Here is a 12618-nt window from a genome sequence, read left to right as displayed (position 1 = left end):
CGCAGCGGCCTTCGATCAGGGAGAATCGACCGGTCCCCTCCAGCCGACGGGACGTCCTTACAACCCGCCGACTGGAGAGAGCGCGCGTGGAAGCAACCGTACACTTCATCAACAGCATCATCTGGAGCAAGGCACTGATCTTCGTGTGCCTGGGCGCCGGCCTGTTCTTCAGCCTGCGCACGCGCTTCATGCAGATCCGGGGGTTCCTCGAGATGTGCCGCCTCACCGTCAAGGGTGAGAAATCCGACGCCGGTGTGTCCTCGTTCCAGGCGCTGGCCATGTCGATGGCCGGCCGCATGGGTATCGGCAACATCGCCGGTGTGGCCACCGCCATCGCATTCGGCGGTCCCGGTGCGATCTTCTGGATGTGGGTGATGGGCTTCCTCGGCGCGTCCACCTCGTACGTGGAATGCACCCTGGCGCAGATCTACAAGACCAAGGACGCCGAAGGCCGCTATCGCGGTGGCCCGGCGTACTACATCGAAAAAGCCATGGGCCTGAAGTGGTACGCGCTGGCCTTCGCCATCGCCACGATCATCGCCGCAGGCTTCCTGATGCCGGGCGTGCAGGCCAACGCCATCGCCGACAGCATCATCAACGCCTGCCGTGGCACCGCGCTGTGCGGTCCGCTCGATGGCCAGGCCTTCGGCATGGAATCGGTGCAGGCGCTGAAGCTGGGGATCGGCATCGTGGTGGCGCTGCTGCTGGGCGTGGTGATCTTCGGTGGCGTCAAGCGCATCGCCAACTTCGCCGAGGTGGTGGTGCCGTTCATGGCTGCCGGTTTCATCCTGATGGCCATCATCATCATGATCATCAACTACGACCGCGTGCCGGAAATGTTCGGCATCATCTTCAAGAGCGCCTTCGGCACGCATGCCGCGTTCGGCGCGATGATGGGCCTGGCCGTGGAGTGGGGCATCAAGCGCGGCATCTACGCCAACGAAGCCGGCCAGGGCTCGGGCCCGCACGCGGCGGCCGCCTCGGAAGTCTCGCATCCGGCCAAGCAGGGCTATGTGCAGGCCTTCGCGATCTACTTCGACACCATGATGGTGTGCACCGCCACCGCGTTCCTGATCCTGGCCAGCGGTACCTACAACGTGTACTCGCCGGTGGAGGGCGCCGCGCCGATCTTCCAGGGCCTGGCCGGCATTCCGGAAGGCGCCGGTTACGCCCAGGCCGGCGTGGAAGCGGTGCTGCCGGGCTGGGGTTCGGCGTTCGTATCGGTGGCCATCTTCTTCTTCGCCTTCACCACCATCATGGCGTACTACTACATGGCCGAGACCAACCTCAGCTATGTGAACCACAACAGGAAGCGGCCGCTGACCGTGCTGCTGCTGCGCCTGGGCATCATCGGCATGGTGGTGTTCGGCGCGTTCCACAATGCCACCCTGGCCTGGGCGCTGGGCGACATCGGCGTCGGCCTGATGGCCTGGCTGAACATCATCGCCATCCTCATCATCCAGAAGCCGGCGATGCTGGCCCTGCGTGACTACGAACGACAGAAGAAGCTGGGCCTGGATCCGGTGTTCGACCCTGATGCCCTGGGCATCAAGAACGCCGATTTCTGGCGCCAGCGCAAGCAGGAGAGTGTGTAAGTGAACAACCCTTGGAACAACCGCCGCCCGTCCGCCCGTCCGCCGCGCGCAACGCCGTTGCCGCGCCCGGAGGTGCCGGCCACGGGCGGTGGTGGGCGCGGTGGCAGCGATGAGCTGCGTCTGTACGGCCTGAATGCCGTGCTGGCTGCGTTCGAAGCGCGGCCGCAGGCGCTGCGCAAGCTGTACCTGCTGGAAGCACGCATCCCGCGCCTGCAGCCGCTGTTGAAGTGGTGCGTTGCCAACCGCGTGGGCTACCGCGTGGTCGAGGATGGCGATCTGAACAAGCTCGCCGGCACCACCCATCACGAAGGGGTGGTGGCTGATGTGCTGCGTGCACCTGCACTGCCGCTGGCGCAGTGGCTGGAGCAGGTCGGCGAGGCCCCGGCGCTGGCACTGTGGCTCGATGGCGTGGGCAACCCGCACAACCTCGGCGCGATCCTGCGCTCGGCCGCGCACTTCGGTGCCAAGGCGCTGCTGTTGCCGGCCGGCAGCACGCTGGCCCTGTCCGGCGCCGCCGCGCGCGTTGCCGAAGGCGGTGCCGAAGCGGTGCCGCTGGTGCAGCTGCCGGAGACCGATCAGGCAATGGCGCAATTGCGCGCAGCCGGTTTCGGCCTGGCCGCGACCCTGGTCGAGGGCGGTGATGACGTGTTCCGCAGCTCGCTGCCGGCCCGCCTGGTGTATGTGATGGGTGCCGAAGGCGAGGGCATGGACCGCAGCCTGGCGGGGGCGTGCGACCTGCAGGTCTCGATTCCCGGCAGCGGCGCGGTGGAGAGCCTGAACGTAGCCTCGGCCACGGCGGTACTGCTGGCGCAATGGGCCAGCCGTCGCGGCTGATCCGACCCCAGCGGCTCGCCATGTTCGGGGTCGGATCCCTTGCCGCAGGCGAGGGCTCTGACCCCTTCCGGGGCCGGCAATTGCGTCAAGCACGCATGATGTTTTGAAAGTTTCCTTATTGGTCAGCCGCTTCTGGCGACGCAGGGTGGAATTCCATCCCATGCTGTCCAGGAGTGGCTGTCATGCATCATCCTCGCCGTACCCTCGTCGCATTGCTGGTGCTGGCCAACGTCCTTGCCAGTGCCCACGCAGCGGCTGACGAACGCAGTCTTGACGGTGTCAACTTCACCGGCCCGCTGATCACCCCCAATCCGGCCGGCCTGCCGCAGGGCAACTGGTACATCGAACCCTATCTGGTGCGGATCGACAGTCGCGATCATTACGACGATGGCGGCCATCGCCGCCGCAGTGGGCAACGTAGCGGTGCATGGGCCACGGTGGTGCCGATCATCTATGGCTTCAGCGACCGGGTGATGGGCCAGGTCAATCTCAGTGCATCGCGCTCGGAGTCCGGCGGTGCGCGCAGCAGCGGCTTCCGTGCCGGTGACACCACCGCGCGGCTGCAGTACCTGCTGCAGGCGCCGAATGCCGATGGCACCCGTCCGGCCATCTCGGTCGCGCTGGTGCAGCGTTTCAGCACCGGCAGCCACGATCGCATCGCCGGCAATCCGCTCGATGCGCAGGGCGACGGCGTTCAGCGCACCACTGCAGCGCTGGGCGTGCAGCAGGTCGTGTGGCTGGGCAATGACCGCCCCGTGCGCTGGCGTGCCCAGCTCAGTGCCGGGCCGGCACCGTCGCGCACCGCCATATCCGGCACCAGCGTCTACGGCACCGATGACAGCTTCCAGGGACATATCTCCCGCGGGTCGGTGCTGGGCCTGTCGGTCGGCGCCGAGTACAGCTTCAATTCGCGTTGGGTGGGCGTGATGGAGGTGGCCGCCAGCCGCGAGACAGGCCAGCGCCTCAGCGGCTTCGCACGCAACAGCAGCGGTGCGATCGAACGGATCGAAGAGCATCGCCCGGCCAGCCGCAGCGTCACCCTGGCGCCGGCCGTGGAGTACCACTTCAGCCCGACGCTGGGCCTGATCGCCGGCGTGGAGTTCAGCGTGGCGGGCCGCAACACCAGCCATATCGTCAGCCCCCAGATTGCCTTGGGCATGTTCTTCTGAGGGGCCGCCGATGAACATCGAATCCATCGTCAACACGATCCTTGGCGTCGTCTGGAGTCCCTACCTGGTGGTGCTGTGCCTGCTCACCGGCCTGTACTTCAGCGTGCGCACGCGCTTCATCCAGTTGCGTGCGTTGCCGGACATGCTGCGCCTGATGTTCCGCCATGAGCGCTCCGATGCCGGCGTGTCGCCGTTCCAGGCGTTGTCCATTTCGCTGTCAAGCCGCGTGGGCGTCGGCAACATCGCCGGCGTCGCCATGGCCATCGCCTTCGGCGGCCCCGGCGCGATCTTCTGGATGTGGATCGTCGCCTTCCTTGGCGCATCCAGTGCCTTCATCGAATCCACGCTCGCGCAGATCTACAAGGATCGCGACGGCAAGGGGCAGTACCGGGGCGGCCCGGCGTATTACATCGAAAAAGGCCTCGGCCAACGCTGGTATGCAGTGCTGTTCGCACTGGTGACGGTGCTGGCGGGCGCGATGCTGGCTGGCACCCAGTCCAATGCGATCACCAGCGCGGTGAACGAAGCCTGGGACGTCCCGGTGATGACCACCACCGCGGTTCTGCTGGTGGTGCTGGGTGCCATCCTCATCGGCGGTGTGCGGCGCATTGCGCGCGTGGCCGAATGGGTGGTGCCGCTGATGGCCGTGGCCTACCTGCTGGTTGCGGCGCTGGTGATGGTGCTCAACGCGGAAAAGGTGCCGGAGGTGATCATGCTGGTGCTGCGCAGTGCATTCGGCGTGGACGCAGCGTTCGGCGCGATGATCGGTACCGCTATCCAGTGGGGCGTGCGTCGCGGCGTGCTGTCCAACGAGGCCGGCATGGGCAGTGGTGCGCATCCGGCCGCCGCCGCGGAAGTCTCGCATCCGGTCAAGCAGGGCCTGGTGCAGTCGTTCTCGGTCTACATCGACACGATGGTGGTGTGCAGTGCGACCGCCTTCCTGATCCTGTCCACCGGCCTGTACAACGTCTACGACCCCGCGGTGAACGGCATTCCGGATGAGGCGCGCCTGTTACTGGGCAATCTGCCGGGTGTCGAGGCCGGGCCACGCTTCGTGCAGCATGCGGTGGAATCCGCGCTCCCGGGCTTCGGCCGTTCGTTCGTAGCGCTGGCGATCCTGCCGTTCGCGTTCACCACCATCCTCGCGCTGTACTACATGGCCGAGACCAACGTCAGTTATCTGTGCCGCGATCGGCCGACGCCGTGGGTGATGGGCAGCTTCCAGCTGCTGTTCCTGGCAGCGACCGGGTACTCGGCGGTGAACAGTGCAACGGTGGCCTGGTCGCTGGGTGACATCGGCGTCGGCCTGATGAGCTGGTTGAACATCATCGCCATCCTGCTGCTGCAGAAACCGGCCTTGGCGGCGCTGCGTGACTACGAGCAGCATCGCCAGGCCGGCAAGGATCCGCTGTTCAACCCGAAACTGCTGGGCGTGCGCAACACCAGCGTGTGGGAAGGCTGACAGGATCGGGGTCAGAGCCCTCGCCAAGGGCGAGGGCTCTGATCCACGCCATTGCCCGGTGGGGGGGGGGCGGGGGGGGCCCCGCCCGCCGCCCCACCACTTTTCCCGCTGCGCTCGCCGGGCATGGCCCGACGCTACAGCATCATTCGTTCGGCGGCGTGGTCGCCTTGGCCTCGCTGCCGAAGCTGCCATCCGCTTCCGCCGCCAGGTAGGCGAACACGGTGTACGCGGCTACGTTCTGCGCCAGTGCCTTCGGGTCGATCTTGTCCAGCGTGTCGTCGGCGGTGTGGTGCAGGTGGAAGTAGTCCGAGCCATCCTGCGCCAGCCACGCCCACGCACCGCCCTTGGCGGCCAGTGGGCCGACGTCCGGGCCCGGGCCACCCTTGTCGGCCTGGTACTCGATGCCCAGCGGCTTCATCACTTCGGCAATCTGCTTCGTCGCTTCACGCGAGCCGTCCGGATTCGGCGAACCGGTATTGAAGGCGTAGATGCGGCCTGCGCCGAAATCGCTCTCGGCGGCCAGCTGGTGCAGGGCCACGTCCTTCGCGTGCGCTTCGGCATAGGCCTTGCCGCCATACAGCCCCTGTTCCTCATTGGCGAAGGCGATCACGCGGATGGTGCGCTTCGGTGCCTGCTTGAGCTGGCCGATCAGGTGGCCGGCGGCCATGGTGATGCCCACGCCCGCGCCGTCATCCACCGCGCCAGTGCCCAGGTCCCACGAATCCAGGTGACCGCCGATCACCACCACTTCCTTCGGCAGGCTGCGGCCGGTGATCTCGCCGATCACGTTGTAGGAGGTGGCGGTGCCATCCCAACCGCAATCCAATGCCATCTTCACCGTGGTGCTGCCACGCGCCAGCAGGCGGGCCAGCTGGTCGGCATCGGGCACCGACAGCGCGGCCGACGGCACTGGGGTCAGGCCCTCATCGAAACGGGTGATGCCGGTGTGCGGCACGCGGTGCGAGTCGGTACCGGCCGAGCGCATGAGGAAACCGACCGCGCCCTTGCGGATCGCTTCGGACGGCCCCTTGCTGCGGATCGCACCGCCGCGGCCGTAATCGCGGCCATCGCGGAACGGCAGCATCTGGTAATCGACGAAGGCGATCTTGCCCTTCAGCGAACCCGCCGGTGCGGCCTGCAGCGCGGCCAGGTCGGCGAAGCGCACCACCTCGGCTTCCACGGTGCCGCCTGGGCTGCCGCCCAGCGCAGTGATCTGCAGCGGCTGCGGGTTCCTGCCGGTCACGGCGGCGTGTTCACTGCGCCGCTCCCACTTCGGGAATGTCACCGGCTCCTTCCACACCTTGTCGAAACCGAGGGCCTTGAACTTGGCTTCGGCCCAGGCCACGGCGCGGGCGTCGGCTTCGCTGCCGGCGATGCGCGGACCGATCTCGGTGGTGAGCGACTCGACCACCTTCCAGCCGGTGTCATCGGCCAGCGCCTGGTCGCGCAGCTGTGCGGCGGTGGCCAGCGACGCCGGGGGCAGGGTAGTGGTGTGCGGCGCCGCGAAGGCCGGGGCGGCCAGCAGGGCGAGGGAGGATGCGATGGCAAGGACGCGGCGACGCATGGACAACTCCGGGAAGGGACCTAAGCCTTGGAGCTTAACAGTCGTTCAGCCCGGCGCATGGGCGGGAGGTCATGGCTGGCGCGAACGCTGTTTTCCGCCATGACCGGCAAAGCGAAAGCCCCGCCAGGACGGGGCTTTCGCCTGCTTCTGTAGAGCCGAGCCAATGCTCGGCTGCCTTTTGCAGATCAGCCGAGCGTGGGCTCGGCTCTACAGGTGGGAGGGGCGCCCATAGGCGCCCGATACCTCATTTCTTCAGGCTGTCGCGGATCTCGCGCAGCAGCACCACTTCTTCGGCCGGCGCCGCCGGGGCAGCTTCCTTCTTCCGCGACAGCCGGTTGATCGCCTTGACCACGATGAAGATCGCGAAAGCCACGATCACGAACTGGATGACGGTGTTGATGAAGTCGCCGTAGCCAACCACCACCGCCGGGATCTCCTTGCCATCCGGTCCGAGCCGGGCTGGCGACAACGTCCAGGCCAGGCTGGAGAAATCCACGCGCCCGATCAAGTAGCCCAGCGGCGGCATGATGATCTTCTCGACCAGCGCCGTCACGATCTTGCCGAAGGCCGCGCCGATCACCACGCCGACGGCGAGGTCAATGACGTTGCCGCGCATGGCGAATTCCTTGAACTCGGTGAGCATTCCCATTGTTGTTTTTCTCCGGTGGGGAAGTGGACAGCGCGCAGGGTAGCGCAGGTGATGTCAGCCGGCGATCACGCCGTGGCGCTCGGCCACGTTTTCAAGGCGGGCACTGAAGCGGTCGCCGGGCTTCAACGCAGCCACCCCGGACGGGGTGCCCATGAACACCAGGTCGCCGGCACGCAGCTGCCACAGCTTGGACAGCTCATGCAGGATCTCCGGCACGTTCCAGATCATCTGGTCGAGCAGTGCCTGCTGGCGCACTTCGCCGTTGACCTCCAGCGACAGGTTCAGCGCGGCCAGGTCGCCGACTTCCTCGGCGTGGACGATTTCGCTGATCGGCGCGGAGGCGTCGAAGCCCTTGGCCGCGTCCCACGGGTGGCCCTTGTCCTTGGCCGCGGCCTGCAGGTCGCGGCGGGTCAGGTCCAGGCCGACGGCGTAACCATAGACCAGCGCATCGGCGTCGGCCACGGCCAGCTCGCCGGTGGGCGCATCGCGCCCGATCGCCACCACCAGTTCCACTTCGTGGTGCAGGTTGGCGGTTGCCGGCGGGTAGGGGATGGCATCGTCGTGGCCGACCACGATCGCATCGGCCGGCTTGCTGAAGAACATCGGGCGGCCGCGGTCATCGGCGGCCGGCACCGCCGCGCCCATTTCGCGGGCGTGGTCGGCGAAATTGCGGCCGACGCAGTAGATGCGGTGCACGGGGAAGCTGCCGCCACCGGCTACCGGTACACGCGGCAGGGCTACGGCAGGGATCACATCGGAGACATCGGACATGCGGGCATCCAGGAAGGGCGTGCCCGCAGTCTAGAACGCATGGCGCCCGCCGTCAGCGGGCGCGGAAGGCCTGGATCAGCGCGAGGCCGGCAACACCGGCTTGCGCACCACGCGATACTCGCCTTCAACCACGGTCGGGTCAACCGGACGCGCAACGCCCGGCTTGCGCGAAGCCAGCAGCTTCCACGCCAGGCCGACCAGGATCATCGCCGCGCCAACGAACACACCGATGAACACCATCGCCGCCAGGATCGCCAGGCCAAGCAGGCCCACGGCGACGCGCACCAGCGGATGACGCGGCTTACGCGGCGCGAACAGGGTGCGGAACTGGTTGAAGGCGGATGCGCGATTGAACATGGCGGCTCGATAGGCTGGGATCAGCGAAAACAGAGTATCGGGACGCGCCACTGTCATTGAGTGAAAAACTCGTTAAATATAGCCTGTGCTTATTACGGATCAATGACTTGTGTTCATGTCGCAGCCAGTCACCTGAGCAGGCATGCGACAATTCCGGTTTACCGTCCGAGCCTTCGCCATGACTATCGCTGCTGCCCTGATCGCCCTTGATGCCATTGCCGATGGCGCGTTTGCCGAGGTCGAAGCGGTGGTCGATGGCGATGCCGAATCGCTGGTGCTGTACCGCGACGGCGCGCAGGTGCGCGCGTTCCTGAACATCTGCCCGCACGCTGGCCGCCGCCTGGACTGGGCCCCAGGCCAGTTCCTGAAGAGCCGTGAGGGCCACCTGGTATGCGCCGCGCATGGCGCCTCGTTCACGCTGGACAGCGGCGACTGCATCGCCGGCCCGTGCAAGGGTGACCGCCTGCGCGCGGTGCCGGTGGACGTGCGCGACGGGCAGGTCTACCTGGCTTGAGGCCAGCTAGTGGGTCAGAGCCGTTTTCCGCAGGAAAACGGCTCTGACCCCATCAAGCCAGGAGCAGTCGAGCATGGCTCGACGCTACAAAGGCATCCACGCATGGCGTGGATCTACCGTGTCGACCAAGGTCGACACCCACCAGCGGCACAGAATGGCGTTTCGACAGTTCTCCGCCAGCTGTTGCCGTTGCTGTTGCTGGCGCTTCTGCAGGTGCAGGGCGCAGCCCTGCAAACAGCCCCCAACCTCAGAACATCAGGTTGATCATCAGCACCACCACGCAGGTATAGATCAGCGACAGCGGGCCGCCGACCCGCCACATCTCGCGCGGGGTGTAGTTGGCCGGGCCAGTGATCATCGAGATCACCGGGTTGGAGGCCGTCATCAGGTTGTTGGACGCCGACAGCGCCACGATCAGCGCGAACGCGGTCGGGTTGCCCCCCGCCGCCAGTGCCAGGTTCACCGCGATCGGCACCATCACGATGGTCGCACCCACATGGCTGATCACCAGCGAGAACGCCGTGGTCAGCAGCGCCAGCGCCACCTCCAGCACCCACACCGGAATGCCGGTCGGCAGCTTGTCGATGGTATGGCCGGCCACCCACGCGGCCGCACCGCTGGAGTCCATCGCCCAGCCGAGCGGAATCAGCCCGGCCATCATGAACACCGTCTTCCAGTTGATCGAGGCATACGCCTCGTCCATACGCAGCACGCCGGTCAGCAGCATGCCGGCCACGCCGGTCATCAGCGTCAGCGCCACCGGCAGCTTGCTGGTCAGCGCGATCAGGATTGTCAGCGCGAAGATCGCCATCGCAATCTTGAACTTGTGCGGGCGCTGCTCGCCGGTCGGATAGTCGGTCACCACCACGAAGTCGCGGCTGCGCGCGGCCTGCGCCAGGTCGGTCCAGATGCTGTGGAACACCAGCATGTCGCCGGCGCGCAGCTGCACGTCGCGCACGTCCTCGCGGATCACCTGTTTGTCGCGGTTGATCGCCAGCAGGCTGATGCCGCGCTCCTTGCGAAGTCGCAGATCGGCCGCACTCTTGCCGATCACGTTCGAGGTCGGTGGCACCACTGCCTCGGAAATGCCGGCGCGGCTGGGGTTGAACAGGTCACCCAGGTGCTTCAGGCGCGAGGACATGCGCAGGAACTGGTTCTGCGCGAAGTCGCTGATCTGCTGGCGCGGTCCCATCGCACCGAGCACACTGCCGACCCAGATGCGCATCTCCGCCGGCGGTGCCAGGCGGGTGTCGTTGCCGGTCTTCAGGGCCAGCAGCAGTGGCGCATCGTGCAGGGTCTCGGCCTCGCCCAGGGTCATGCCCACCAGCGGGCTCTCGGCGGTCACCACCAGCTCGAACACATCGCCTTCGATGCCATAGGTCTTGGCGAAGTAGCTCTCGGTGCGCGCCGGGGTGACCCCGTCATTGACCAGGCTTTCCTCTTCGATCAGCTTGCGGTCGCCGTAGTAGCGGAAGTACAGCAACGAAGCGATCAGCAACGCCACACCGATCGGCAGCGGCGCGAACATGCGCAGCGGCTCGATGGTGGCCAGGCCGGAGGGAAGGTTGTTGTTGGCCGAGGCCAGCAGATCGTTCAGCAGGATCAGCGGCGAATTGCCGACCATGGTCAGTGCACCGCCCATCACGATCGCCGCCGAGATCGGCAGCAGCAGGCGCTGCATCGTCAGCCCGGTGCGCGCTGCCAGTCGTGAGGCAACCGGCAGATACAACGCCATCACCGACGGGTTCTGCATGAAGGAGGAGTTCAGGCCGGCGATGGCGGTGGTCATCATCAGCAGCCGTTGCTCGACACCGTGGCCGCGCCGCAGCAGCCAGGCCGCCAGCCGGTTCAGCGCCCCGGTGCGGTCCAGGCCCGCACCGAGGATGGTGGTGGCGATGATGCTCATCACCGCGTTACCGGAGAAACCGCCGAAGATCTCCTCCGGCGCGATCAGCCCGGTGACACCAAGCACCACCAGCACCACCAGCGCGACCACGTCGGCGCGGATGCGCTCGAACAGGAACATCGCCATCGTGAAGCCGACCAGCCCGAGCACGAGCTTCATGTCGTTGGTCAGCGTCAGCGCGGTATCCATGTGGGGCGCGGCGTCCTCAGGCGATCGTCAGGTGCGGTCGTACAGCAGGTCCCAGACGCCGTGGCCCAGCTTCTGGCCGCGGGTCTCGAAGTGCGTCTGCGGGCGCCAGTCCGGGCGCGGCACGCTGCCCCGCGGGCCGGCGCGGTTGACCAGCCCGGCGGTTGCGTCGAGCACGTCCCACATCTGCTCGGCGTAGTCTTCCCAGTCGGTCGCGCAGTGCAGGCGGCCCCCCGGGCGCAGCTTGCGCACCAGCAGTTCGGCGAATGCCGGCTGCAGCAGGCGGCGCTTGTTGTGGCGCTTCTTGTGCCACGGGTCCGGGAAGTAGATGCGCACTTCATCGAGTGCGCCGTCGGCGATCTCGTTCTGCAGCACTTCCACCGCGTCGTGGTGGTACAGGCGCACGTGGTCGGCATCGTCCTCGGCCAGCGCGTTCAGCAGCCGGCCCACGCCCGGGGCGTGCACCTCGATGCCGATGTAGTCGCGCGATGGGTCGTGCTGGGCCGCGAAGCGCAGCGCGGCACCGTTGCCGAAGCCGATCTCCAGCACCTTGTGTGCCGGGCGGCCGAAGGTGGCGTCCAGGTCGCGCGGCTGGCCGTTGTAATCGATGCCGAAGCGCGGCCAGCGTTCGTCGAACGCGCGCTGCTGGGCGGGGGTGAAGCGACCCTGGCGCAATACGAAGCTGCGCACCTCGCGGCGGCCCTCGCTCACGGTGAAGGGCTTGGGCGGGGCCTTGGAACCGGCGCTGTCAAAAGGATTGGTCATCAGCCGATCAGCCCGTCCACCGGCGAGGAGGCGCTGGCGTAGCGCTTGCGCGGGATGCGCCCGGCCAGGAAGGCCTCGCGGCCGGCCTCGACCGCCTTGCGCATCGCGCTGGCCATCAGCACCGGGCTGCGCGCACCGGCAATGGCGGTGTTCATCAGCACGCCGTCGCAGCCCAGCTCCATCGCGATCGCCGCGTCCGACGCGGTACCCACGCCGGCATCAACGATGATCGGGACCTTGGCGTCTTCGATGATCTGCAGCAGGTTGTACTTGTTCTGGATGCCCAGGCCCGAACCGATCGGCGCGGCCAGCGGCATCACCGCAGCGCAGCCGATCTCTTCCAGGCGCTTGGCCAGGATCGGGTCGTCGGAGGTATAGACCATCACCTCGAAACCGTCCTTGACCAGCTGCTCGGCGGCCTTCAGGGTCTGCATCACGTCCGGGTACAGGGTCTTCTGGTCGCCGAGCACTTCCAGCTTGGTCAGGTTGTGGCCGTCCAGCAGCTCACGGGCCAGGCGGCACGTACGCACCGCGTCCTCGGCGGTGTAGCAGCCGGCGGTGTTGGGCAGGATGGTGAAGCGCTCCGGCGACAGCACGTCCAGCAGGTTCGGCTCGCCCGGGTTCTGCCCGATGTTGGTGCGGCGGATGGCCACGGTGACGATCTGGGCACCAGCGGCCTCGGTCGCCAGGCGGGTTTCTTCCAGGTCCTTGAACTTGCCGGTGCCGGTCAGCAGCCGCGAGCCATAGGTCTTGCCGGCGATTACCAGCGAATCGGGGGAGACATGAACGTTCATGGCGCAATTATCGCTTATCCGCCTGAAGATGGGGTCACGTAGAGGGCGGGGT

The 12618-nt window shown here is 66.9% G+C and carries 12 protein-coding genes; 5 read left to right on the top strand and 7 right to left on the bottom strand.

Annotation, left to right across the window (positions count from 1 at the left end):
- The first annotated feature begins 86 nt into the window (after positions 1–86).
- From ACM0PB_RS18895 to ACM0PB_RS18880, 4 genes are all read left to right on the top strand, one after another.
- Positions 87–1595, top strand: coding sequence for an alanine/glycine:cation symporter family protein (locus ACM0PB_RS18895; RefSeq protein ID WP_005418815.1), 1509 nt, complete (start codon positions 87–89; stop codon positions 1593–1595).
- Positions 1596–2429 carry a TrmH family RNA methyltransferase gene (locus tag ACM0PB_RS18890; protein WP_005418814.1) on the top strand — a complete coding sequence of 278 codons (834 nt, stop codon included), beginning with the start codon at positions 1596–1598 and terminating at the stop codon, positions 2427–2429.
- Between the two features lie 182 nt (positions 2430–2611).
- The gene (locus ACM0PB_RS18885) at positions 2612–3598 is read left to right on the top strand and encodes a hypothetical protein (protein ID WP_065179505.1); all 987 of its coding nucleotides are present in this window, start codon (positions 2612–2614) and stop codon (positions 3596–3598) included.
- Positions 3599–3608: 10 nt separating this feature from the next.
- The gene (locus tag ACM0PB_RS18880) at positions 3609–5060 is read left to right on the top strand and encodes an alanine/glycine:cation symporter family protein (RefSeq protein WP_065179504.1); all 1452 of its coding nucleotides are present in this window, start codon (positions 3609–3611) and stop codon (positions 5058–5060) included.
- Positions 5061–5202: 142 nt separating this feature from the next.
- On the opposite strand, the gene ACM0PB_RS18875 is transcribed toward ACM0PB_RS18880, so the two are convergent.
- From ACM0PB_RS18875 to ACM0PB_RS18860, 4 genes are all read right to left on the bottom strand, one after another.
- A complete protein-coding gene (locus ACM0PB_RS18875; RefSeq protein WP_065179503.1) occupies positions 5203–6624 on the bottom strand; it encodes a M28 family peptidase in 1422 nt (473 codons plus the stop codon).
- 244 nt (positions 6625–6868) lie between these two features.
- Positions 6869–7273 carry a large-conductance mechanosensitive channel protein MscL gene (gene mscL / locus ACM0PB_RS18870; protein ID WP_005418809.1) on the bottom strand — a complete coding sequence of 135 codons (405 nt, stop codon included), beginning with the start codon at positions 7271–7273 and terminating at the stop codon, positions 6869–6871.
- Positions 7274–7327: 54 nt separating this feature from the next.
- Complete coding sequence (locus tag ACM0PB_RS18865; protein WP_005418807.1) at positions 7328–8044, bottom strand: fumarylacetoacetate hydrolase family protein; 717 nt, start codon at positions 8042–8044, stop codon at positions 7328–7330.
- A 75-nt stretch (positions 8045–8119) separates the two neighbouring features.
- A complete protein-coding gene (locus ACM0PB_RS18860; protein ID WP_005410817.1) occupies positions 8120–8401 on the bottom strand; it encodes a hypothetical protein in 282 nt (93 codons plus the stop codon).
- Positions 8402–8579: 178 nt separating this feature from the next.
- Here ACM0PB_RS18860 and ACM0PB_RS18855 point away from each other — a divergent pair, with 178 nt between their 5' ends.
- Positions 8580–8915, top strand: a complete 336-nt coding sequence (locus tag ACM0PB_RS18855; RefSeq protein ID WP_065196708.1) for a Rieske (2Fe-2S) protein — start codon at positions 8580–8582, stop codon at positions 8913–8915.
- A gap of 247 nt (positions 8916–9162) precedes the next feature.
- Here ACM0PB_RS18855 and ACM0PB_RS18850 read toward each other — a convergent pair whose 3' ends face one another.
- From ACM0PB_RS18850 to ACM0PB_RS18840, 3 genes are read right to left on the bottom strand one after another with little or no spacing between them, the layout of a single operon-like run.
- A complete protein-coding gene (locus ACM0PB_RS18850) occupies positions 9163–11010 on the bottom strand; it encodes an SLC13 family permease (protein ID WP_005418803.1) in 1848 nt (615 codons plus the stop codon).
- Between the two features lie 27 nt (positions 11011–11037).
- Positions 11038–11772: a tRNA (guanosine(46)-N7)-methyltransferase TrmB gene (gene trmB, locus ACM0PB_RS18845; RefSeq protein WP_005418800.1), complete on the bottom strand. Its 735-nt coding sequence runs from the start codon at positions 11770–11772 to the stop codon at positions 11038–11040.
- Positions 11772–12566 carry a thiazole synthase gene (locus tag ACM0PB_RS18840; protein ID WP_164229966.1) on the bottom strand — a complete coding sequence of 265 codons (795 nt, stop codon included), beginning with the start codon at positions 12564–12566 and terminating at the stop codon, positions 11772–11774. The genes trmB and ACM0PB_RS18840 overlap by 1 nt, the downstream gene beginning before the upstream one ends.
- Positions 12567–12618 lie beyond the last annotated feature (52 nt).

Source organism: Stenotrophomonas sp. AR029, from assembly GCF_047520695.2.
Lineage (GTDB): Bacteria > Pseudomonadota > Gammaproteobacteria > Xanthomonadales > Xanthomonadaceae > Stenotrophomonas > Stenotrophomonas sepilia.
The sequence above is the reverse complement of the archived record's forward strand: the minus strand, read 5'-3'. Positions and strand labels throughout refer to the sequence as shown.

Coding starts and splice junctions, on each gene's coding strand:
- ACM0PB_RS18885 (WP_065179505.1), top strand. CDS start 2,612: ATGCATCATCCTCGCCGTACCCTCGTCGCATTGCTGGTGCTGGCCAAC.
- ACM0PB_RS18880 (WP_065179504.1), top strand. CDS start 3,609: ATGAACATCGAATCCATCGTCAACACGATCCTTGGCGTCGTCTGGAGT.
- ACM0PB_RS18875 (WP_065179503.1), bottom strand. CDS start 6,624: ATGCGTCGCCGCGTCCTTGCCATCGCATCCTCCCTCGCCCTGCTGGCC.
- mscL (WP_005418809.1), bottom strand. CDS start 7,273: ATGGGAATGCTCACCGAGTTCAAGGAATTCGCCATGCGCGGCAACGTC.
- ACM0PB_RS18865 (WP_005418807.1), bottom strand. CDS start 8,044: ATGTCCGATGTCTCCGATGTGATCCCTGCCGTAGCCCTGCCGCGTGTA.
- ACM0PB_RS18860 (WP_005410817.1), bottom strand. CDS start 8,401: ATGTTCAATCGCGCATCCGCCTTCAACCAGTTCCGCACCCTGTTCGCG.
- ACM0PB_RS18855 (WP_065196708.1), top strand. CDS start 8,580: ATGACTATCGCTGCTGCCCTGATCGCCCTTGATGCCATTGCCGATGGC.
- ACM0PB_RS18850 (WP_005418803.1), bottom strand. CDS start 11,010: ATGGATACCGCGCTGACGCTGACCAACGACATGAAGCTCGTGCTCGGG.
- trmB (WP_005418800.1), bottom strand. CDS start 11,772: ATGACCAATCCTTTTGACAGCGCCGGTTCCAAGGCCCCGCCCAAGCCC.
- ACM0PB_RS18840 (WP_164229966.1), bottom strand. CDS start 12,566: ATGAACGTTCATGTCTCCCCCGATTCGCTGGTAATCGCCGGCAAGACC.